Source organism: Nocardia sp. NPDC050630 (assembly GCF_044457245.1).
GTDB lineage: Bacteria > Actinomycetota > Actinomycetes > Mycobacteriales > Mycobacteriaceae > Nocardia.
The window spans coordinates 74333-98547 of sequence record NZ_JBITGN010000012.1 but is presented as its reverse complement, the minus strand read 5'-3'; the positions used below and the strand labels follow the sequence as shown (position 1 = coordinate 98547).

Annotated in this window: 10 protein-coding genes; 7 read left to right on the top strand and 3 right to left on the bottom strand. The window is 65.4% G+C overall.

The window, feature by feature from the left end; genetic code table 11:
* Nucleotides 1-28: 28 nt before the first annotated feature.
* The gene (locus ACIBG0_RS27245) at nt 29-3823 is read left to right on the top strand and encodes an ABC transporter ATP-binding protein (RefSeq protein ID WP_397036249.1); all 3795 of its coding nucleotides are present in this window, start codon (nt 29-31) and stop codon (nt 3821-3823) included.
* A gap of 96 nt (nt 3824-3919) precedes the next feature.
* Nucleotides 3920-7699: a multifunctional oxoglutarate decarboxylase/oxoglutarate dehydrogenase thiamine pyrophosphate-binding subunit/dihydrolipoyllysine-residue succinyltransferase subunit gene (locus ACIBG0_RS27240; RefSeq protein WP_397036008.1), complete on the top strand. Its 3780-nt coding sequence runs from the start codon at nt 3920-3922 to the stop codon at nt 7697-7699.
* Nucleotides 7700-7847: 148 nt separating this feature from the next.
* Here ACIBG0_RS27240 and ACIBG0_RS27235 read toward each other — a convergent pair whose 3' ends face one another.
* Nucleotides 7848-8831: a hypothetical protein gene (locus ACIBG0_RS27235; protein WP_397036006.1), complete on the bottom strand. Its 984-nt coding sequence runs from the start codon at nt 8829-8831 to the stop codon at nt 7848-7850.
* A 1601-nt stretch (nt 8832-10432) separates the two neighbouring features.
* On the opposite strand from ACIBG0_RS27235, the gene ACIBG0_RS27230 reads away from it, so the two are divergent.
* Nucleotides 10433-16396, top strand: coding sequence for an IPT/TIG domain-containing protein (locus ACIBG0_RS27230; protein WP_397036004.1), 5964 nt, complete (start codon nt 10433-10435; stop codon nt 16394-16396).
* A 147-nt stretch (nt 16397-16543) separates the two neighbouring features.
* On the opposite strand, the gene ACIBG0_RS27225 is transcribed toward ACIBG0_RS27230, so the two are convergent.
* Both ACIBG0_RS27225 and ACIBG0_RS27220 read right to left on the bottom strand, forming a co-directional pair.
* Nucleotides 16544-18187 carry an alkaline phosphatase D family protein gene (locus tag ACIBG0_RS27225; protein ID WP_397036002.1) on the bottom strand — a complete coding sequence of 548 codons (1644 nt, stop codon included), beginning with the start codon at nt 18185-18187 and terminating at the stop codon, nt 16544-16546.
* 31 nt (nt 18188-18218) lie between these two features.
* The gene (locus tag ACIBG0_RS27220) at nt 18219-18845 is read right to left on the bottom strand and encodes a TetR/AcrR family transcriptional regulator (RefSeq protein WP_397036000.1); all 627 of its coding nucleotides are present in this window, start codon (nt 18843-18845) and stop codon (nt 18219-18221) included.
* Nucleotides 18846-18913: 68 nt separating this feature from the next.
* Between ACIBG0_RS27220 and ACIBG0_RS27215 the strand changes: the two genes are divergently transcribed.
* The 4 genes from ACIBG0_RS27215 (at nt 18914) to ACIBG0_RS27200 (ending at nt 24091) form a co-directional block, all read left to right on the top strand.
* Nucleotides 18914-20446, top strand: a complete 1533-nt coding sequence (locus ACIBG0_RS27215) for a flavin-containing monooxygenase (RefSeq protein ID WP_397035998.1) — start codon at nt 18914-18916, stop codon at nt 20444-20446.
* Nucleotides 20443-21273 (top strand): SDR family NAD(P)-dependent oxidoreductase, encoded by an 831-nt coding sequence (locus tag ACIBG0_RS27210; RefSeq protein WP_397035996.1) that lies wholly within the window; start codon nt 20443-20445, stop codon nt 21271-21273. Before ACIBG0_RS27215 ends, ACIBG0_RS27210 begins: the two co-directional genes overlap by 4 nt.
* A 17-nt stretch (nt 21274-21290) precedes the next feature.
* The gene (locus ACIBG0_RS27205; protein ID WP_397035994.1) at nt 21291-22217 is read left to right on the top strand and encodes an alpha/beta hydrolase; all 927 of its coding nucleotides are present in this window, start codon (nt 21291-21293) and stop codon (nt 22215-22217) included.
* A gap of 80 nt (nt 22218-22297) precedes the next feature.
* Nucleotides 22298-24091, top strand: coding sequence for an AMP-dependent synthetase/ligase (locus tag ACIBG0_RS27200; protein ID WP_397035992.1), 1794 nt, complete (start codon nt 22298-22300; stop codon nt 24089-24091).
* Nucleotides 24092-24215: the final 124 nt, after the last annotated feature.

The window sequence follows — 24215 nt, the reverse complement described above, 5'->3', positions numbered from 1 at the left end:
GGTGAGCAGCGGAGTGACCGAGCGCGATATGGGTTGGATGCGCAGACTGTGGACCGAGTGTCGGAGCCACCGGGGCACGGTCACGGGTATCGCGATCGCGTTGGCGGCCGGAGCGATGGTCGAGATCTCGGCGCCGCTGCTGACCAAGCGGGCGGTTGATGCGGCCGGAGTCGGCGATACCTCCGTTATCGGGACCATTGCGGCCCTGCTCGCCCTTGTCGCACTAGGCCGGTTCTCGGCTGCGTTCGGACGCCGCATGTTGGCCGGACGACTTTCCCTCGATGTGCAGCACTCGTTACGTGTCAGTCTGCTCGCCGCATTGCAACGACTCGACGGCGTCGGACAGGATGCGCTGCGCACCGGACAGGTGGTGTCGCGCTCGATCACGGATCTGCAGTTGGTGCAGGGGCTTTTGGCGATGACGCCGCTGTCCGGGCTGGCATTGCTCGAGTTCCTGCTGGCCGCCGCCGTCATGGTGTGGCTGTCGCCGCCGCTGGCCGCCGTCGCACTGCTGGTTGTCCCCGCCATCGCGGTGCTGGTGTATCGGATGCGGCCGCGCCTGTACGCGGCGACGTGGTCGGCGCAGCAACGCGCTGCCGAGGTCGCGCAACATGTGGAAGAGACCGTCACCGGCGTGCGCGTGGTCAAGGGCTTCGGGCAGGAAGCTCGGATGGTGCGCGTGCTGGAGGAGCACGGGCGCGTTCTCTACGCCGAGCGAATGCGCGCGGCCAAGATCAATGCACGCTTCGCACCCGTGGTGACCACGATTCCGCAAGCCGGGCTGGTCGCGGTGATCGTTGTCGGCGGACTGCTCGCGCTGCACGGCGTTATCGGTATCGGCACATTTCTCGCCTTCTCCGCGTATGTCACGACCATGACCGTGACCACCCGAACCATGTCGTCAGTGGTGATCATGGCCCAGCTGACCAGGGCCGCGGCCGAGCGCGTCTATCAGGTCATCGACGCGGCCCCCGAGATCGCCGACCCGCCCGCCCCGGCCGAGCTTCCCGATGGGCCTCTGGGTTTCGAAATCAATTCGCTGACTTTCGGATTCGACCCCGCAGAGCCCATCTTGCGTGACCTCGACCTGACCGTGCAGCCCGGCGAAACCGTTGCCATCATCGGCCCCGCGGGCTCCGGCAAGTCAACGCTGTCACTACTTCTCCCCCGCTTCTACGCCCCCGACTCCGGCAGCATCCGCCTCTTCGGCACCGAACGGGGCACCACCGCAGGTGAGTTCGCCGTTGCGAAGAACCGAACCGCCGAGACCGCCGACTCGTCTCCGGCAGCACCAGTCGTTCCACAGCTCGGCGGCCCCGCGTACGGCTCGACGGTGCGGGCAGACCCGCGAAATGCCGAGGCCGTAGATATCGCGGATCTACGGGCGACCGATCTCCGGAGCGCGATCGGGGTGGTTTTCGACGATCCGTTCCTGTTCTCCGACACCATCGCCGCCAACATCGGCCTCGGTCGACCAGCGGCAACCGATGCCGAAATCCGCTATGCCGCAAAGCTTGCCGCGGCCGACGAGTTCATCACCGAACTCTCGGACGGCTACGACACCGTCGTCGGTGAACGCGGATTGACACTCTCCGGCGGGCAGCGGCAGCGAATCGCTCTGGCCAGAGCGCTATTGGCGCAGCCACGGATTCTGGTACTCGATGACGCGACCTCCGCGGTCGACGCGGTGACCGAGGCGGCCATCTTCGAGAAACTGGCCGATGCGGGCGGGCGTACGACATTGATCCTGGCGCATCGGGAATCGACACTTGCGCATGCGGATCGGGTGATCCGGCTTCCCGGCCCGGTCCCATACGCCAATGACGAAGCCACAGTCGCTGCTACCCCAGCGTCAGCTGATGCCAAGCGCCCTACCGGTACCACCAGCGGTCCAGGTGGCTTCTCCGGCGCCGCAGCCGATCTCAGCGAAACCCCCGAATTGCGCCGCACCATCGAACGCCTGCCACCGGCCACCGAACGACCCGGCTCGGACGATGAGCGGCTGCGCCAACCAGATCCCGGATTCCGGCTCGCTCGGCTCCTGCGTCCGGTGCGCTGGTTGGTCCTGACCGTCATCACGCTGCTCGCACTGGACACCCTCATCGGCGTCGCCTTCCCACCGATCGTGCGCTACGCCATCGATTCCGGCGTGAGCGGCCATGATTCGGGCGCACTCGCCAGAGCCGGAGTGCTCGGCGCGGTCTTGGTGGTACTCGGTCTCGTGGTGGGCGCGGCGACCACCATCCTCACTGCCCGCACCGGCGAACGCGTCCTCTACGGCCTGCGCGTGCGCAGCTATGCCCATTTGCAACGGCTGGGATTGGACTACTACGAGCGCGAGTTGTCCGGTCGCATCATGACCCGGATGACCACCGACGTGGACGCACTGTCGACCTTTCTGCAAACCGGCGTCGCCACCACCCTGATCGGCGTGCTCAGCCTGGTCGGCATCGCGGTGGCGCTACTGGTCATCGATACCTCGCTGGCCGCGGTGGTATTGGTCGCACTTCCGCCGCTGCTGGTGGCGACGGCGCTGTTCCGCCGCGTCTCCTCGACCGCCTACACGGTCTCGCGCGAACACGTCTCGACCGTCAATGCGGATTTCCAGGAAAACGTCGCCGGTCTGCGCGCCGTTCAGGCCAACCGGCACGAGCCGATCGCCGCGCGCCGCTTCGCCGAATACTCCGATCGCTACCGCGCCAGTCGGATGCGCGCACAGCGCGCGATCGCCATGTACTTCGCCTTCGTCATCGCATGGGCCGATCTGGCGCTGGCCGCGGTCGTGTACTTCGGCGCGCGCGAAGTCGCCGACGCCGCCACCACCGCGGGCACATTGATCGCCTTCGTGCTCTACCTGCAGCTGCTCTTCGGCCCGATCCTGCAGTTGTCCCAGGTTTTCGACGGCTACCAGCAGGCGCGCGTCGGACTGCGCCGCATCGGCGACCTGCTGCGTACCCCGTCTTCCATCGCCGCTGATCCACCGGACGCGATCGCCATCGACCACGGACTGCGCGGCGAGGTCGTCCTCGACGACATCCGATTCCACTATCCGAGCACCGAGCAGCCCGCCCTCGATGGAGTTTCGCTGCGGATCCCGGCCGGATCCACGTTGGCCCTGGTCGGACCGACCGGCGCGGGCAAATCCACCATCGTCAAGTTGCTGGCCCGCCTCTACGACTTGCCGCGCGACGCCCATGGCGCGATCGCGGTCGACGACATCGACATCCGCGACTACCGCCTCACCGACTACCGCGCCCGGCTCGGCATCGTTCCCCAGGAAGCTCACCTCTTCACCGGCGATGTCGCCAGCAACATTGCATTCGGGAAACCTTGCGCCACCGAAGCCGAGATCGTGGCGGCCGCCACCGCCGTCGGTGCGGCCGACATGATCGCCGCACTTCCGCAGGGCATGCGCCACCCGATCGGTGAACGTGGCCGCGGCCTCTCGGCGGGCCAACGCCAACTGATCGCACTGGCCAGAGCCGAACTGGTCCGTCCGGATCTGCTGCTGCTCGACGAGGCCACTGCCACCCTCGATCCGGAGACCGAGGCATCGGTGCTGGTAGCAAGCCGATCGCTAGCTCGTGGCCGCACCACCGTCGTGGTGGCACACCGCTTGGGGACCGCCGCGCGAGCCGATCGGATCGCCGTCGTGGAACGCGGGCGAATCGCCGAAATCGGACCGCACGACACGTTGGTTGCGGCCGGTGGCCGCTATGCCCAGCTCTGGGCGGCGGCCAGCGAAACGGGGGGAATATTCTCGACTGAGGACGGGTCGTCATCTTTGGGATCACGTTTGTCCGGTGGTCAGTCGATTCACTGATTTGCTGCTGGGCCTATCCTCAGAGAGGGCGCATCGGCGCGCATCCGCTGATCCCCGTGCCGGGCACGTCACAAACGTCGCAGCGCGAAGAACGAAATGAGGCGAACACCTGCTGTGAGCAGCTCAACTTCCCAGTTCGGACAGAACCAGTGGCTAGTCGATGAGATGTATCAAAAGTACAAACAGGATCCATCTTCCGTCGATGAAAGTTGGCACGAGTTCCTCGCCGATTACACGCCCGAAGTCGCGGGTGATTCAGTTAACAGCGCCGCGCCCGCGGCCGCACCCGCGCAGGTGGCCAACCCGGCACCGGCTCCCGCGTCGGTGAAGGCGACCCCGGCCGCAGCGACCCCCGCCCCGGCACCCGCGCCCGCCGCGCCCAAGCCTCCCGCGCCTCCCGCTCCCGCGAAGCCCACCGCCCGCGCGCCGCAGACGACTCCCGCGCCGACCTCGAATGCCGCGCCCACCTCCGGCGCGCCGAAGCCCGCGGACACCGCGGCCGACGAGGCGAAGGTCCTGCGCGGACCGGCCGCCGCCGTGGTCAAGAACATGTCGGCGTCCCTGACGATCCCGACCGCGACCAGCGTGCGCGCCATTCCGGCGAAACTGATGATCGATAACCGCCTGGTCATCAACAACCACCTGGCCCGCACCCGCGGCGGCAAGATCTCCTTCACCCACCTGCTCGGCTACGCGATCGTGCAGGCGGTCAAGTCGTTCCCGAATCTGAACCGGCACTTCGCCGAGATCGACGGCAAGCCGAACGCGGTGACCCCCGCACACACCAACCTCGGACTTGCCATCGACCTGGCGGGCAAGGACGGCAGCCGCTCGCTGGTCGTCGCGGCCATCAAGGGCTGCGAGACCATGACGTTCGGGCAGTTCCACACCGCCTACGAGGACATCGTGCGCCGCGCCCGCGACGGCAAACTCGGCATCGACGACTTCACCGGCGTGACCATCTCGCTGACCAACCCGGGCACCATCGGCACCGTGCACTCGGTGCCGCGACTGATGCCGGGCCAGGGCGCGATCGTCGGCGCCGGCGCGATGGAGTACCCGGCCGAATTCCAGGGCATGAGCGACGAGCGCATCAACGAGCTCGGCGTCGGCAAGCTGATGACCCTGACCTCGACCTACGACCACCGCATCATCCAGGGCGCGGAATCCGGCGACTTCCTTCGCACCATCCACAACCTGCTGATCAGCGACGAGTTCTACGACGAGATCTTCCACGGCCTCGGCGTGCCGTATGAGCCGGTGCGCTGGCGCAAGGACGTCAAGGAGCGCGGCGTCGACAAGAGCACCCGCGTGCTCGAGATGATCGCCGCGTACCGCAACCGAGGCCATCTGATGGCCGACACCGATCCGCTGCGGCTGGTCAAGGACAAGTTCCGCAGCCACCCGGACCTCGATGTCACCCAGCACGGCCTCACCCTCTGGGACCTGGACCGCACCTTCGATGTCGCGGGCTTCCACGGCCAGGAGCGGATGAAGCTGCGCGATGTGCTCTCGGTGTTGCGCGATGCCTACTGCCGCCACGTCGGTGTGGAGTACACCCACATCCTGGAAACCGAGCAGCTGCAATGGATTCAGGAGCGCGTCGAGCAGAAGCACGTCAAGCCGACTGTCGCACAGCAGAAGTACATCCTGAACCGGTTGAACGCGGCGGAGGCCTTCGAAACCTTCCTGCAGACCAAATACGTCGGGCAGAAACGCTTCTCGCTCGAGGGCGCCGAGGCCGTCATCCCGATGATGGACGCCGTGATCGACCAGTCCGCCGAGCATTCGCTCGACGAGGTCGTCATCGGTATGCCGCACCGCGGTCGCCTCAACGTGCTCGCCAATATCGTCGGCAAGCCGTACTCGAAGATCTTCACCGAGTTCGAGGGCAATATGAACCCGGCGGCCACGCACGGCTCCGGCGACGTGAAGTACCACCTCGGCGCGCGCGGCACCTACCTGCAGATGTTCGGCGACAACGAGATCGAGGTCTCGCTCACCGCCAACCCCTCGCACCTGGAGGCGGTCGACCCGGTGCTCGAGGGTCTGGTGCGTGCCAAGCAGGACCTGCTGAACAAGGGCGACGGGCCCGAGGGGTTCTCGGTCATGCCGCTGATGCTGCACGGTGACGCCGCATTCGCGGGTCAGGGTGTGGTCGCGGAGACGCTGAACCTGTCGGGCCTGCGCGGTTACCGCGTCGGCGGCACCATCCACATCGTGGTGAACAACCAGATCGGCTTCACCACCGCACCGGAGAACAGCCGCTCCACCGAATACTCCACCGACATCGCGAAGTTCATCGGCGCGCCGATCTTCCACGTGAACGGTGACGACCCGGAGGCCTGCGACTGGGTGGCGCGCCTGGCGGTGGACTTCCGCCAGAAGTTCCGCAAGGACGTCGTGATCGACATGATCTGCTACCGGCGTCGTGGCCACAACGAGGGCGACGACCCGTCGATGACCCAGCCGTACATGTACGACGTCATCGACACCAAGCGCTCGGTGCGCAAGGCATACACCGAGAGCCTGATCGGCCGTGGCGATATCTCCATGAAAGAGGCCGAGGACGCGCTGCGTGACTACCAGGGTCAGCTGGAGCGGGTCTTCAACGAGGTCAGGGAACTGGAGAAGTACACACCGGAACCGAGTGAATCGGTCGAGGACGACCAGCAGGTGCCAGCGACGGTCGTGACGGCCGTGGACAAGGCCGTGCTGCAGCGCATCGGCGACGCCTTCCTCGGCGTGCCGGACGGCTTCAATGTGCACCCGCGCGTCAAGCCCGTGCTGGAGAAGCGCCGCGAAATGGCCTACGAGGGCAAGGTCGACTGGGCCTTCGCCGAACTGCTCGCCTTCGGCACACTGATCGATGAGGGTCGCGCGGTGCGCCTGACCGGTCAGGACTCGCGTCGCGGCACCTTCACCCAGCGCCACTCGGTGATCATCGACCGCAAGACGGCCGAGGAATACACCCCGCTGCACAACATCGGCAGCGCCAACCCCGGTTGGTTCGCGGTGCACGACTCGGCGCTGAGCGAATACGCTGCCGTCGGCTTCGAATACGGCTACTCGCTCGGCAACCCGGACGCACTCGTGCTGTGGGAGGCGCAGTTCGGTGACTTCGTCAACGGCGCGCAGTCCATCATCGACGAGTTCATCTCCTCCGGTGAGGCCAAGTGGGGTCAGCTGTCGGAGGTCGTGCTGCTGCTGCCGCACGGTCACGAGGGGCAGGGCCCGGACCACACCTCCGGTCGCATCGAGCGCTTCCTGCAGCTGTGCGCCGAAGGTTCGATGACGGTCGCCGTACCGTCCACCCCGGCGAACTACTTCCACCTGCTGCGCCGCCACGCACTGGACGGCATCCGCCGCCCGCTGATCGTCTTCACCCCGAAGTCGATGCTGCGCAACAAGGCCGTGGTCTCGGACTTGAAGGACTTCACCGAATCGAAGTTCCGCTCGGTCTTCGACGAGCCCACCTACGAACAGGGCATCGGCGACCGCAACAAGGTCAAGCGGGTCCTGCTGACCAGCGGCAAGCTCTACTACGAGCTGGTCGCCGAGAAGGCCAAGCAGAAGCGCGAAGACGTCGCCATCGTCCGCATCGAGCAGCTCTACCCGCTGCCCAAGTTCCGCCTCAACGAGGCACTGGCTGGCTACCCGAATGCGACCGATATCGCCTGGGTCCAGGAGGAACCGGCCAACCAGGGCGCCTGGCCGTTCTTCGGCCTGAACCTGCCCGAGCTGCTCCCGGAGCGCTTCACCAAGCTCCGCCGCATCTCCCGCCGCGCCATGTCGGCCCCCTCCTCGGGTTCGTCGAAGGTCCACGCGGTGGAACAAGCCGAAATCGTCGCCGAGGCCTTCGAGCCGACCGCATAGTTTCACCGATCCAGCGCCGGGCCGAATCCATTCTTCCGCAGAGTGATTCGGCCCGGCGTTGTTATTCAGGCATCATCTACGATTGACGACGAATGACCTTGCCCGGGACGCGAAACCCGGTGAAGCACAACACAATACGGGCTGCATGTCATGATCCCGATTCGATCAGCACATGCTCCAAGTGGGCGGTATCGTCGGAGTCTTCATCAACGCCGACCACTGCGACGAACTCGTGATCACCGGCGCGTCGCTGCAAGGGACTCCAGGAGTTGGCGAGATACCAGCTTGCCCCGGTGGTACCACGCGGGCCCAAGCCCGCGCAGAATATCCAGTATCGGTCGGGGTGCAGAACCGGGCTGGGTCGCACCCGCGCGATGACGCCAATACTGTGATCTCCGCTCGAGTCATACCGACTACCGTCCGTCAACTCCAATTGCTCGAAACTGGAACCGCCTTCGGCACTGATGACATTGAGAGTGAAAAGGGGGCGCTCGACGCTTTCGAGGTACATACGTGTGCAGTCGTTGCAAGTCAGTCCAAAGCTGATATAGGGGCGGTCGCTGTGCGCAACGATGTCCCGGTCACTCCGAATCTCAGTCAAAATGCCAGTGTGGCGCTGGAGCACAGAAAATACGTACAGCAGCCCGCGAACTTCCTTCTCCGGTAAGGCAGCCAGCACATCCGAGCGATGATCAGCCGCGAATGCGCGAACCTTCCCGAATGCGCACCCATAGGGAGCCTCGACCGAATCGAGTGCATGCAGCGGCCGCAGTGGTAGTTCGAAGGTCGGGTACACGAGAGTAATCCCGCTGGTGATCATCTCGGCCCCGAGGAATGCCTCGAGCTCGACATCCGTTCCGGGAGGATCCAACTCGTTCGCTCGACCGGTGACCGGTGCTGCATCCGCCATCTGAAACAAGCTCTCGATCGTCCAGCCAGGGAACATTCTGGCCAGCACCCGGCAATGGTAGTCGCGGGGAAGCCCGACCATCCCGCCCGAAAGCCACTGGTAGAACTGCGTCTTCGCGGGCCCGTAACCAGGGGGAATGGGAGGATCCAGCTGTGCGGCGAACCTATCGTACGCCGCCAGGAAATCCGAGTGGCTTTTGAGATGCTGCTGCGCCAGCAGCATCTTCAGAACGGTAGCCAATGAAACCCCCTTACCCCTGAAATCACCGCCCTGGTGGCGGCGACTCGATCTACAACCGCAGCTCGCACGGGCCAGCAACGCTGTCCGGTGACCGCCCGGACGCAGTACCGCTCGGACATGGTGTAGGAGACGCTGTTACCGATCTCACCCACCGTGGCCACGGTGAGCTGTACCGTCCCCTCCCGGCCGGGGCGAGCGCAAAAGCTGCAGTCCGGGTCGATGATCAACGCGGTAGCCCGCAATGCTGCCGACGAAAGCGATCGCAGTGGCGGTCGACAGTCCTGTCCCGGTGAGGCTGGGCTGTAGCACCGCCTGCGACAGGCCCTTGGATGGGACTGGTGCTGTTCACGGCAGGTATTGCAACGTTACAGCCACCGTTGCCGAGTCCCTCCGCGGGGGCGGTGACCTGCACCGTCCCGCAGACGCGATGGCGGTGACCTACCTATCCGAGTCGGTGGTGAAGGTGGTCGGGGTAGTACCGCATCGCGCGATCAAAGGACCGGTGAAGTCGATACCCATCACAGAACGTTTGCGTCTCTCGATGTGGGCGCCGATGTCGGAGAGCGGGAGGTTACGGTAGGCATGACGCTGGCTCCTTTGCCGCGATGGTGATTCCCCGACTGCACTGTATGGCTACTTCCAGTAAGCCTCCTACTCTGTTGCAGGGCAATGCATCTCTGATCCGTTTTCGTCCGTTTTCACATTTAGATCTTGCCTCCCGTCCTGTAATTCATTTTCCGGTGCAAGTCATTAGCCGGCGGCATAACCGGACCGAGCCCGACCGACCGCGGCAAGCCCGGGAAATTCCCATGGGCAGAGGCTTTCCCGCGTGATCCGGCAGCGTGTGCGCCCTTCGGGTGGCCGCGAGCCTGAATGACAGTGCGGCGCTGCGGCCGATGGTTCGGCGGTGGTGCGGTCGCGGCGCGAACCGCGCCTCGAACCGGACGAAGCCGCACCGGGACGAACGCCGAGTAACTATTTCCACTCGGCCGAATAGCGCATCCGTAAAGCGTGGGTCTCAATCACGCTGTGCCCGTGCGAAATGATGGTTCGACAGCAACCGATTCTCGGGTGCATCCGAAATTACGTACGGAATTCGGATTGTCGAAATATTCGGAATCGACGCACCCTTCGACGGCTCACCGACGATGTCATTGCGCACGCGGTCGGACGTGGTGCGGCGGCGTCCCGGCTGCCAGTTGCGGTGGTGTCGGCGTCGCGGGCTATACACGCGGAATCCGCACGGTGATCGCATCGGAGCACCGCCGGTGAGTGGTCGCACCGATGACGAAACCCGTTGCGGCGCAGGCCTCGAGGCTACCGGTGCGGTGTGATACCCAACGGCTGCGATAGCGCTTGCGATCACGGCTATCGGACGCAGGGCCGGTAGAGGTCGCCGACCCCGAACGGGCGTCTCCAGATCTTCGGCAGGCGACGGAAATCGGATAACGGACGAAAACGAACGCCTCAGGCCGGTCCACGACGTGTTTCAGGGACGTTAATGGAAGTTGCGGGCCGCCACAGCAACTCGGGCAACCGCTCAGTTGCATCACAGGAATTACAGCAGCAAGGAGGCATGCATCGTGCCTACGATCACGTCTATCTCCCCGACCTCGGGACCCACGACAGGGGGAACCAGCGTCACGATCACCGGTACGGGGTTCACCGGTCCCACTACTGTCCGGTTCGGCACTACCGCAACAACTTTCACTCTGGATTCACCGACGCAGATCACTGCGGTCGCCCCCGCGGGCTCAGTAGGTACTGTCCAGGTCACGGTTACCACCTCGGCGGGCACCAGTAACGGTGTCTCCTACACCTATCTCGCGGTTCCTTCCTTGAGCAGCATCAGCCCCAGCCAGGGGTCGACCGCGGGCGGAACGACGGTCACGCTCACCGGGTCGGGCCTGACGGGAGTTACCGCGGTGAATTTCGGTGGCACACCAGCCACTTCGTTCACCGTGAACTCCGACACGCAGATCACCGCCGTCACCCCGGCGGGCACCGGGATCGTCACCGTCACGGTCACCGGACCGGGTGGCACCAGCAACGCGGTTACCTACGTCTATGTCGTCGTTCCGACCATCACCTCCATCTCCCCGACCGCCGGACCCACTTCCGGTGGGAACAATGTGACGATCACCGGCACCGGATTCACCGGCCCGTTGACCGTCCGGTTCGGCACGACCGCAACGACATTCACCGTCAACTCCGCCACCCAGATCACCGCCGTCGCCCCAGCACATTCGGCCGGGACGGTGCAGGTGACCGTCACCGGCTCGGGCGGAACCAGTAACGGCGTCTCCTACACCTACGCCGCGGTGCCCACCCTGACCAGCATCACCCCCACGGCAGGATCGGTGACCGGCGGAACCACCGTCGTGCTGACCGGGACAAATCTGACCGGCGCGACCGCGGTGAGTTTCGGTGGCACACCGGCCACCTCGTTCACCGTGAACTCCGCCACCCAGATCACCGCCGTGGCTCCCGCCCATTCGGCCGGGACCGTGCAGGTCAAGGTCACGACGGCGGGCGGCACGAGCAACGGTGTCTCCTACACCTACGTCGCGGTGCCCACCTTGACCACGATCGTGCCCAACACGGGTCCGGTCGCTGGCGGGACCACCGTCGTGCTGACCGGGACAAATCTGACCGGCGCTACATCGGTGAGTTTCGGTGGCACACCGGCGACCTCGTTCACCGTGAACTCCGCCACCCAGATCACCGCGGTCGCCCCAGCCGGATCGGCGGGAACCGTGCTGGTGACTGTCACCACGGCGGGTGGCACCAGCAACGGTGTCTCCTACACCTACATCGCGGTCCCCACCTTGACCACGATCGTGCCCAACACGGGTCCAGTCGCCGGTGGAACCACGGTCGTGCTGACCGGCACGGCCCTGACCGGCGCGACATCGGTGAGTTTCGGTGGCACACCAGCCACCTCGTTCACCGTGAACTCCGCCACCCAGATCACCGCCGTGGCTCCTGCTCATTCGGCCGGGACGGTGCAGGTGACCGTCACGACAGCCGGTGGCACCAGTAACGGTGTCGCTTACACCTACGTCGCGGTGCCCACCTTGACCACGATCGTGCCCAATGTCGGATCGGTGACCGGCGGAACCACCGTCGTCCTCACCGGGACAAACCTGACCGGTGCGACATCGGTGAGTTTCGGTGGCACACCGGCCACCTCGTTCACCGTGAACTCCGCCACCCAGATCACCGCCGTCGCCCCAGCAGGGGCCGCTGGGACGGTCCTGGTCACCGTCACCACCGCAGGTGGAACCAGCAACGGCGTCGCCTACACCTACATCGCGGTCCCCACCTTGACCACGATCGTGCCGAACGTCGGATCGGTGACCGGCGGAACCACAGTAGTACTCACCGGGACAAACCTGACCGGTGCGACATCGGTGAGTTTCGGTGGCACACCAGCCACCTCGTTCACCGTGAACTCCGCCACCCAGATCACCGCCGTGGCTCCTGCCGGAGCGGCCGGGACAGTGCTGGTCACTGTTACCACCGCAGGTGGAACCAGTAACGGCGTGGCCTACACCTACATCGCGGTCCCCACCTTGACCACGATCGTGCCCAATGTCGGATCGGTGACCGGCGGAACCACCGTCGTCCTCACCGGGACAAACCTGACCGGTGCGACATCGGTGAGTTTCGGTGGCACACCGGCGACCTCGTTCACCGTCGACTCCGCTACCCAGATCACTGCCGTCGCCCCAGCAGGGGCCGCCGGGACAGTGCAGGTGACCGTCACGACAGTTGGCGGCACCAGCAATGGCGTCTCCTACACCTACATCGCGGTGCCGACTCTGACCACGATCGTGCCGAACGTCGGATCGGTGACCGGCGGAACCACCGTCGTCCTCACCGGGACAAACCTGACCGGTGCGACATCGGTGAGTTTCGGTGGCACACCAGCCACCTCGTTCACCGTGAACTCCGCCACCCAGATCACCGCCGTCGCCCCAGCAGGGGCCGCCGGGACAGTGCAGGTGACCGTCACGACAGTCGGTGGCACCAGCAACGGTGTCTCCTACACCTACATCGCGGTGCCGACTCTGACCACGATCGTGCCCAATGTCGGATCGGTGACCGGCGGAACCACCGTCGTCCTCACCGGGACAAACCTGACCGGCGCGACATCGGTGAGTTTCGGTGGCACACCGGCCACCTCGTTCACCATCGACTCCGCCACCCAGATCACCGCCGTCGCCCCAGCAGGGGCCGCCGGGACGGTCCTGGTCACTGTTACCACCGCGGGTGGCACCAGCAACGGCGTCGCGTTCACCTATATCGCGGTTCCCACCCTGACCGTGGTGGTGCCGAACGTCGGATCGGTGACCGGCGGAACCACCGTCGTGCTGACCGGCACGGCTTTGACCGGTGCGACATCGGTGAGTTTCGGTGGCACACCAGCCACCTCGTTCACCGTCGACTCCGCCACCCAGATCACCGCCGTCGCTCCCGCCCATTCGGCCGGGACGGTACAGGTGACCGTCACGACAGTCGGTGGCACCAGCAACGGTGTCTCCTACACCTACATCGCGGTGCCGACTCTGACCACGATCGTGCCCAATGTCGGATCGGTGACCGGCGGAACCACCGTCGTGCTGACCGGCACGGCTTTGACCGGTGCGACATCGGTGAGTTTCGGTGGCACACCAGCCACCTCGTTCACCATCGACTCCGCCACCCAGATCACCGCCGTCGCCCCAGCAGGGGCCGCCGGGACGGTCCTGGTCACTGTTACCACCGCGGGTGGCACCAGCAACGGCGTCGCGTTCACCTATATCGCGGTTCCCACCCTGACCGTGGTGGTGCCGAACGTCGGATCGGTGACCGGCGGAACCACCGTCGTGCTGACCGGCACGGCTTTGACCGGTGCGACATCGGTGAGTTTCGGTGGCACACCAGCCACCTCGTTCACCATCGACTCCGCCACCCAGATCACCGCGGTCGCCCCAGCAGGGGCCGCCGGGACGGTCCTGGTCACTGTTACCACCGCGGGTGGCACCAGCAATGGCGTCGCGTTCACCTACATCGCGGTTCCCACCCTGACCGTGGCGGTGCCGAACGTCGGATCGGTGACCGGCGGAACCACCGTCGTCCTCACCGGGACAAACCTGACCGGTGCGACATCGGTGAGTTTCGGTGGCACACCAGCCACCTCGTTCACCGTCGACTCCGCCACCCAGATCACCGCGGTGGCTCCTGCCGGAGCGGCCGGGACGGTGCAGGTCACCGTCACGACAGCCGGTGGCACCAGCAATGGCGTCGCCTACACCTACATCGCGGTTCCCACTTTGACGGTGATCGTGCCGAACGTGGGCCCGGTGACCGGTGGCACCACGGTCGTGCTGACCGGGACAAACCTCACCGCCGCAACGGGAGTGAGTTTCGGTGGCACACCGGCGACCTCGTTCACGGTCGACTCCGCTACCCAGATCACGGCGGTCGCTCCTGCCGGATCGGCCGGGACCGTGCTCGTCACCGTCACAACAGCGGGCGGAACGAGCAACGGGGTCGCGTTCACCTATATCGCGGTTCCTACGCTGACCGTGGCGGTGCCGAACGTGGGCCCGGTCGCTGGCGGAACCACCGTCGTACTGACCGGCACGTCCCTGACCGGAGCGACGTCGGTGAGTTTCGGTGGCACACCAGCAACCTCGTTCACCGTCGACTCCGCCACCCAGATCACCGCAGTCGCCCCTGCCGGAGCGGCCGGGACAGTGCAAGTCACTGTTACCACCGTGGGTGGAACGAGCAACGGCGTCGCGTTCACCTATGTCGCGGTGCCTACCCTGACCGTGGCGGTACCGAACGTCGGATCGGTGACCGGCGGAACCACGGTAGTACTCACCGGGACAAACCTGACCGGTGCGACATCGGTGAGTTTCGGTGGCACACCAGCCACCTCGTTCACCGTGAACTCCGCCACCCAGATCACCGCGGTGGCTCCTGCCGGAGCGGCCGGGACGGTGCAGGTCACCGTCACGACAGCCGGTGGCACCAGCAATGGCGTCGCCTACACCTACATCGCGGTTCCCACTTTGACGGTGATCGTGCCGAACGTGGGCCCGGTGGCCGGTGGGACAACCGTTGTGCTGACCGGCACAGCTCTGACCGGTGCGACGTCGGTGAGTTTCGGTGGCACACCGGCAACCTCGTTCACCGTCGACTCGGCGACTCAAATCACCGCGGTCGTCCCAGCTGGGTCGGCCGGGACAGTGCTCGTCACCGTCACGACCGCAGGCGGAACCAGCAACGGGGTCGCCTACACCTACGTCGCCGTGCCCAGTTTGACCACGGTGGTGCCGAACGTGGGCCCGGTGGCCGGTGGGACAACGGTTGTGCTGACCGGCACAGCTCTGACCGGTGCGACGTCGGTGAGTTTCGGTGGCACACCAGCCACCTCGTTCACCGTGAACTCCGCCACCCAGATCACCGCGGTCGCCCCAGCAGGGGCAGCCGGGACAGTGCTGGTCACCGTCACCACCGCAGGTGGAACGAGTAACAGTGCCGCGTTCATCTATGCCGCGGTGCCCACTTTGACCACGGTGGTGCCGAACGTGGGTCCGGTGACCGGTGGGACCACGGTCGTATTGACCGGGACAAACCTCACCGGAGCCACCGGAGTGAGTTTCGGTGGGACACCGGCCGTGTTCGCCGTCGACTCCGCCACTCAGATCACGGCGGTTGTCCCCGCCGGGACGGCGGGGACGGTCCTGGTCACTGTTACCACCGGGGGTGGAACCAGCAACGGCGTCGCCTACACCTACGTCGCGGTTCCCAGCCTGACCCTGGCGGTGCCGAACGTGGGCCCGGTGACCGGCGGAACCAGCGTCGTACTGACCGGAACGAATCTGACCGGAGCGACGGCGGTGAATTTCGGTGGCACACCGGCAACCTCGTTCACCGTCGACTCCGCCACCCAGATCACCGCGGTCGCTCCCGCCGGATCGGCCGGGACAGTGCTGGTCACCGTCACCACCGCGGGCGGAACAGTCGATGGTGTCTCCTTCACCTATGTCGCGGTTCCTACCCTGACCGTGGCCGTGCCGAACGTGGGCCCGGTGACCGGCGGAACCACCGTCGTCCTCACCGGAACGAACCTGACCGGAGCCACCGCGGTGGATTTCGGTGGCACACCGGCAACCTCGTTCAGCGTCGACTCCGCCACCCAGATCACCGCCGTCGCCCCGGCGGGGGCGGCGGGGACGGTGCAGGTGACCGTCACGACAGCGGGCGGAACGAGCAATGGCGTCGCGTTCATCTATGTCGCGGTTCCTATCCTGACCGTGGCGGTGCCGAACGTGGGCCCGGTCGCTGGTGGGACGATCGTCGTTCTCGCCGGCACGGACCTGACCGGTGCGACCGCGGTGGATTTCGGTGGCACACCGGCCACTTCCTTCACCGTCGACTCCGCCATCCAGATCACCGCCGTGGCCCCGGCGGGGGCGGCCGGGACGGTGCAGGTCACTGCCACGACAGCGGGCGGCACCAGTAACGGTATCGCTTTCATCTACGTCTGACAGTGAATGCGACTGGGCCGTCGGTGGGCATTGCCTGCCGACGGCCCAGCCGCGCGTGTCGGTGTCGTAGAACTCTGCGACACCGAGCAATCCGATCTCGGCGTCGTCGAGTCGCGGCCGCTGGAGGGTGGTCAGTATTCGTTGCCGTTATCGTGGGCCGGGTGTAACTCCAGCGCTTCCAGAGGTGGGCGCGCGATCGGCATCGGTGTGCGAAGCCGGGCTGATTCCTGGGATCCGTTCTTGCACAACGAAACTCGCGCGGGTGTGGATCGGGGCGCCGGGGCGGCGGATGTAGGGAACGACGCGGAAGTCGGTGCGCCACAGGGCATGGTCCAGGGTGACTCGGACGTATCCGCGTTGGGAATTGAAGAATTTCATGTCCGGGTTGGCGGTTAGCAGGTTGCGACCGGTGGAGTTCATGTCGGTGCCGTCACCGCCGGTAGTGATCGAGGTGCCGGTGAATTCGGCTGCTATGACCGGAGATTCGGGGGAGGTGTAGTCGGGGCGGAGTTCGGCGGCGTAGTTGTGGTGGCGGTCGCCGGTGATGACGACGAGATTGTGGACATCGCGGGCGGCGGCGGTGGCGAGAACGGTGTTGCGGTCGGCTACGTAGGCGTCCCAGGCGTCGGTGCCGAAATTGGTACCGGGACCGGGGTCGTAGTCGGATTCGGCCATGGCCACCTGGTTGCCGAGGATCTGCCAGCGCGCGGTGGATCGGGCGAGGCCTTCGAGCAGCCAATCTCGTTGCGGTGCACCCAGTATCGAGCGATCGGGGGAGAGTCGGCCGGGGCAGGCGTCGCCGATATTGCCGTTGCCGCAGGCTCCGCCGGTGCGGTATTGGCGGGTGTCGAGCATGGTGACCTCGGCGAGGTCGCCGAAGGTGTAGCGGCGATGGATGCGCATGGTCGGGCCGGACGGCAGAGCCGCGATGCGCAGTGGCTGATGTTCGTACATCGCCTGGAAGGCTGCGGCTTTGCGGCGGCGGAACAGGGCGGGGATGCGGTAGATGTCGAGGCCGAGGCCGGGGTGGTCGGCGAACCAGTTGTTGTCGATCTCGTGGTCGTCCATGGTGACCAACCATGGGAAGGCCGCGTGGGCCGCGCGCAGTGGTTGTTCGGCCTTGGCCTGGGCGTAGCGCAGTCGGTAGCCGGGGAGGTCGACCGCTTCCGCGGCGAGATAGGGCTGCACCGACATGCCCTCGCGACCACGGTTCCAGCCGCGTTCGTAGATGTAATCCCCGAGGTGCACAACGAGATCGAGGGCTTCGGCGCTCATATGCTCATAGGCGGTGTAGTAGCCGGAGGTCCACGATTGGCAGGACGCGAACGCGAAACGCATTCGCGCAGTGGGCTGTCCGAACGGCGGCGCCGTTCGGGTGCGACCTACCGGCGAAATCGCCGAACCTGCGCGGAATCGATAGAAGTACCACCGATTCGGCTCGAGTCCACCGACCTCCGGATGCACGGTATGTGCGAGTTCGCGCGTGGCGACCGCACTCCCCCGCGCCACCACGTCCCGGAATTGCTCATCGTTGGCAACCTCGTAATCGACGGTCACCGGATGCTGCGCCATCCCCCCGAGGCCATCCGGCGCCAACGGATCCGGCGCCAGCCGCGTCCACAACACCACCCCGTCCGGCAGCGGATCCCCCGAAGCCACCCCCAACGTGAACGGATCCCCCAACCACCGCGGCGCCCGAAACCGCCCACTGCTGGCCGCCGATGCTCCCACCAACACCGCGACCGATCCAGCCGTACCCATCCTCAACAGCTGCCGACGAGACAGACCCATACGTCAGGATATCCGCCGCTCGAAGTGCCCGTCAGCCGCGAATGGCGGCAGCAAGCGCGGGGTTCAGCGAAAGGGCCAAGGCGAGTAGGGATTCGACCAAGAGCTCGACCAACTGTTCGCGGGGGATGGTTTCGTGGCGGAGCCAGGTGAGGGTGGTTTCTTCTACGAAGGCGATCCAGCCGCGCATGGCGAGGATGAGACGAGGACGGTCGGCGTCCGGGATATCGACAGGCACTTCGGTCAGGATGATGTCGATGATGGCGTTGCGGGTCTGGTCGACGAGTGGAAGCACCTCGGCGCTGACACTGGCCGGGCCGCGCAGCAGCGATACGTAGGAATTGCGGTTCTCGCCGACGTAGTCGATGTAGCGCTCGATCGAATCGCGCAGCATCTCGAAGATTCCGAGGGTGCGGTCGGGGGCGACGCGTTCCAGTAGCTCGGCGTTGGCGTGGCGGACTATCGCCAGCTGGAAGTCCTGTTTGGTCGGGAAGTAGTGGAAGAGCAGGCCGCGGGAGATCCCGGCTTCCCCGGCGATTTCGGTGATCGAGATGTCTTCGATGGCGCGGTCGCCGAGCATCTTCGCGCCCAGGGTGATCAGTTGTAGACGGCGTTCGTCCGGGCTGAGCCGGGTGCGCTTGACGGTGCCTCGACTACTCACGGGGCCATCTTACTGAACGCTGGTCAATACTGTTGACTCGTGCTCAATAGGACCGTAGTCTGGGTTATATGAGTCGCAAGGTTACAGACAAAGCTGTCGGCAACCGCCACGTCAAGACCATCATCATCGGTAGCGGTTTCGCTGGTCTGGGCCTGGCAATCCGGTTGAGCAAGCAGGGCCGCAATGATTACCTCGTGCTGGAACGTGGCAGCGATGTCGGCGGCACCTGGCGCGACAACACCTACCCCGGCGCGGCCTGCGATGTGCCGTCGCACCTGTACTCGTACTCGTTCGCACTGAACCCGAACTGGTCGCGCTCGTTCTCCAAGCAGGGCGAGATCCAGCAGTACATCCAGGGCGTCGCGCGCGAATACAACGTGCTCGACAAGCACTTGTTCAACTGCGATGTGACCGCCGCCCGCTGGAACAACGCCACCAACCTGTGGCATATCGAATCCACCCGGGGCAGCTTCACCGCCGACACCGTGGTGTCCGCGGTCGGCGCGCTGTGCGAGCCCGCACTCCCGGATATCAAGGGCATCAACGGTTTCGAGGGCGAGACCTTCCACTCCGCCCGCTGGAACCACGACGCCGATCTGACCGGCAAGCGCGTCGCGATCATCGGCACCGGCGCCTCGGCCATCCAGATCGTGCCGTCCATCGCCGCGCGGGTCGCACACCTGGACGTCTACCAGCGCACCGCACCCTGGCTGCTCCCCCGCATGGACCGCCCGTACACCCTGCCCGAGCGTCTCGCCTTCCGACACATCCCGGGCTTCCAACGACTGTCCCGCGCCGCCATCTACGCCGCGCGCGAAACCCAGGTCGTCGGCCTGGCCAAGGTTCCGGCACTGATGCAGGCCTTCGAACTCCTCGCAAAAGCCAAGCTGCGGCTCGAGATTCGTGATCCGGAGCTGCGCAAGAAGGTAACGCCGGACTTCCGGATCGGCTGCAAGCGCATGCTGATCTCCAACGACTACTATCCGGCGCTGAGCCGCGCGAACGTGGACGTGGTCACCGACGGCATCGCCGAGATACGCGCCAACTCCATCGTCACCACAGACGGCACCGAGCGCGAAATCGACGCACTCATCGTCGCGACCGGCTTCCATGTCACCGATTCGCCGACCTACAACGCTATTTCGGGCAAGGACGGTCGTACGCTGGCGGAGGTGTTCGACGAGATCGGCCAGCAGGGCTACAAGGGTTCGGCCGTCGCCAACTTCCCCAATATGTTCTTCCTACTCGGCCCGAATGTCGGCCTGGGCCACACCTCGATGGTGTACATGATCGAATCGCAGATCAACTACATCGCCGACGCCCTGGCCACCGTCGACCGCCTCGGCCTGCGCACCGTCGAGGTGAAGCGCGCGGTGCAGGACTCCTACAACGAGGATCTGCAGGGCAAACTGGTCAAGAGCGTGTGGAATACCGGAGGCTGTGCCAGCTGGTACCTGGACAAGCATGGCAACAACACCACGCTCTGGCCGGACTTCACCTTCGAATTCCGCAGGATTACAAAGAATTTCGACGTCTCCGCCTATGAGACAACCAGCGTCGAAAGCTTCGGTAACGAACTGAAAGTGGTGGCAGGACAGTGAGCAATGATGCTTACTTCAAGGGCAAGGTCTGTGTGATCACCGGGGCGGGTTCCGGCATCGGCCGCGCCCTCGCGGAGAATCTCGCCAGGCGCGGTGCCAAACTCGCGCTCTCCGATATCGATACCGACGGCCTAGCCGAGACAGTGCGCCGCTGCGAAGCGTACGGGGCCGAGATCAAATCCGACCGGCTCAATGTTGCCGAGCGCGAAGCGGTACTGCTGTATGCCGACGCCGTGCAGGCGCACTTCGGCAAGGTGCACCAGATCTACAACAATGCGGGCATCGCCTACCACGGCGAGGTCATCCGCTCGGAGTTCAAGGACATCGAGCGCATCATGGACGTCGACTTCTGGGGTGTCGTCAATGGCACCAAGGCCTTCCTGCCGCTACTGATCGAATCCGGCGACGGCCACGTCATCAATGTCTCCAGCCTGTTCGGCCTGATCGCCGTCCCGGGCCAGAGTGCTTATAACGCGGCAAAATTCGCGGTGCGCGGATTCACCGAATCGCTGCGGCAGGAGATGCTGGTCGGCAAGCATCCGGTCAAGGTGACCTGTGTGCATCCCGGCGGCATCAAGACCGCCGTCGCCCGCAATGCCACCTACGCCGAGGGCATCGACAGCGAGCGCACCGCATCGCTTTTCGACAAGAAGTTGGCCATTCACACACCGGAAATGGCCGCGCAGACCATTACCGAAGGTGTCCGCAAGGGGCACGGCCGCGTGCTGATCGGTTGGGAAGCCAAGGTGCTCGACCTGTTCGTCCGGGTCACCGCCTCCGGCTACCAGCGCATCGCCGCCGCGGTGAACCGCCCCTTCCTACCCTGAACCGCGCGAGGAAACCCATGCGTGACATCAACCTTCCGCTACCCGTCGCGCGGGCGCTGCTCGGTCCGATCTTCCGGGTCTCGCTGAACGCACGGCTGCCCTGGCGGATGCAGCGGCTGCTGCTCGATCTCGGTTCGCGCGCACAGTTCGTGCCATCGGGCACGACCGTGCACCGGCTGCGGCTCGGCGGCCGACCGGCGGAACGAATCACGGCCGGCTCGGCCAGGCCGAACCTGAGCGCGGGTGCGGTGCTCTACCTGCACGGCGGCGGCTATGCGGTCGGGTCGCTGGCGACGCATCGCTCGCTGGCCGCCCGGCTGGCGCACGAAACCGGTTGCGCCGTCTACGTTCTCGACTACCGGCTCGCGCCGGAGCACCCATTCCCGGCCGGACTCGAAGATGCCGAAGCGGCCTTCATGGAATTGGTCGGCAATATCGGCTACCGACCGGAACAGGTCGCGCTGTCGGGCGATTCGGCGGGCGGCGGACTATCGCTTGCCACCGCACAGCGGCTCATCGCCGAACACGGCTATACCCCGGCGGCGCTCGGCTTGATCGCGCCATGGGTCGACCCGAATCAGGCACCGGACAAGTTCCGCGATCTGGTGATCAATCGAGCATGGTCGCGCGCGTGCGCCGCGGCCTATCTCGGCGACGGGGACGGCAAGGACGCCGGGTACGCACCGCTGCACGGTGAACTGCGGGGTTTGCCGCCGACCTACGTCCAGGTCGATATCAGCGAGCTGCTGCATTCGCAATGTGTCGAATTCGTGACGGCACTGCGGGCGGCGGGCGTACATGTCAGCTTTACTGAGAGCAAGGGGCTATGGCATGTCGCGCAGCTACAGGCCGCGCTGGTGGGTCCCGCGGCCGCCGCATTGACCGAACTGGCGGATTTCCTGCGAAAAGCCGTTCAACCGGTCTCGATCCGCGACTTAGGATAGATCTGTGAGCAGGCCGAGCTGACGTCCCGGTCACAGGTGTCGTAGATTACTGGCGAGTAAACCCACGTGGAAGGGCACTGATGCGAGAGTTCGAAGTCCCGGCTTCCTACACCATCCCGGAAGACGCGAACAATTCCGATAACGTCTTCCGGCATGCCGAGCAGTCGCCGGGCGCGGTGCTGTTCAACGTCACCCAAGACGGTGGCGGGTGGCGGGAAATCAAGGCCGCGGAATTCGCCGAGACGGTCACCGGTGTGGCCAAGGGCCTCATCGCCTCCGGCATCGAGCTCGGCGACCGCGTCGCCATCATGGCCCCGACCCGCTACGAATGGGTGCTGCTCGACTTCGCCATCTGGGCCGCCGGCGGTTGCACCGTCGCCATCTACGACAGCTCGGCCGCCGAACAGGCCAAGTGGATCCTGCAGGACTCGGCCACCAAACTGCTGGTGGTCGACAGCGATAAGCACCGCAAGGTCATCGATGAGATCGAGGCGGGCACGCTGCCGGATCTGAAGGAGACCCTGCAGATCGACAAAGGCGCGGTCGACGAGCTGATCGCGCGTGGCGCCGACCTCGACGACGCGACGGTGCAGGCGCGCCGCGCCGAGGTCAATGCCAAGTCCCCGGCGACCCTGATCTACACCTCGGGCACCACCGGCCGCCCCAAGGGCGTCATGCTCTCGCATTCGAATCTGTACGCGGAGTCCAAGTCCGACCGGATCGCGCTGAACAGGTACGTTGCCGAGGGCAAGAAGACGCTGATGTTCCTGCCGCTGGCGCATGTCTTCGCGCGTGCGGTCACGCTGGCCGCCTTCGACGCCAAGGTGATCGTCGCGTTCACCGCCGACTGGTCCACCCTGGTCGAACAGTTCGGCAGCTACCGTCCGCATTTCATCCTCGCGGTGCCACGCGTATTCGAGAAGGTGTTCAACAGCGCCAAGCAGAAGGCACACGACGGTGGCAAGGGCAAGATCTTCGACGCGGCCGCCGAGACCGCGATCGCCTACAGCCAGGCCCTCGACAACGGTGGGCCCGGCCTGGTGCTCGAGCTCAAGCACACGGTTTTCGACAAGCTCGTCTACAGCAAACTGCGGGTCGCGCTCGGCGGTCAGTGTGAGGCGGCGGTCTCCGGCGGCGGACCACTGGGTGCGCGCCTCGGCCACTTCTTCCGTGGCGTCGGCGTCACCATCTACGAGGGTTACGGCCTCACCGAGACCACCGCGGCCGTCACCGTGAACACTCCCGGCAATATTCGCGTCGGCAGCGTCGGCAAGCCAATCGAGGGCCATGCGGTCAAGATCGCTGAGGACGGCGAACTGCTGCTGCGCGGATCGGTTGTCTTCAACGGTTACTGGGGCAATGCCGATGCCACCGAGGACGCGTTCACCGACGGCTGGTTCAAGACCGGCGACCTAGGCGCCATCGATGGCGACGGGTATGTCACCATTACCGGCCGCAAGAAGGAAATCATCGTCACCGCGGGCGGTAAGAACGTCTCCCCGGGTCTGATGGAGGATTCGCTGCGGGCGCATCCGCTGATCAGCCAGGTCATGGTGGTCGGCGACGGACAGCCCTTCGTCGGCGCGCTGATCACCCTCGATCCGGAGGCGCTGCCGGGCTGGAAGGAACGCAACAACCTGCCCGTCGAGACCCCGATCGAGCAGGTGATCGAGAATCCGGCACTGGTCGCGGAGATCAATGCGGCGGTCGCGGAGACCAATAAGAAGGTCTCACATGCCGAAGCGATCAAGAAGATCCGCATTCTGTCCGTCGACTGGACCCAGGAGACCGGCGAGCTGACGCCGAAAATGTCGCTGAAGCGGGCCGTGGTGATGAAGCAGTACGCGTCCGAGGTGGAGAAGATCTACAGCTGACGCCGGTTTGCGAGGCGCCGTCCGCGAGTTGCGGACGGCGCCTTTGCTTTTGGCCGATCACCGGTCTGAGCGCCCACTCTTCGCGCAATTTCGTGCCGCTCCTGCGGAATTCGGCAAAAGTGGG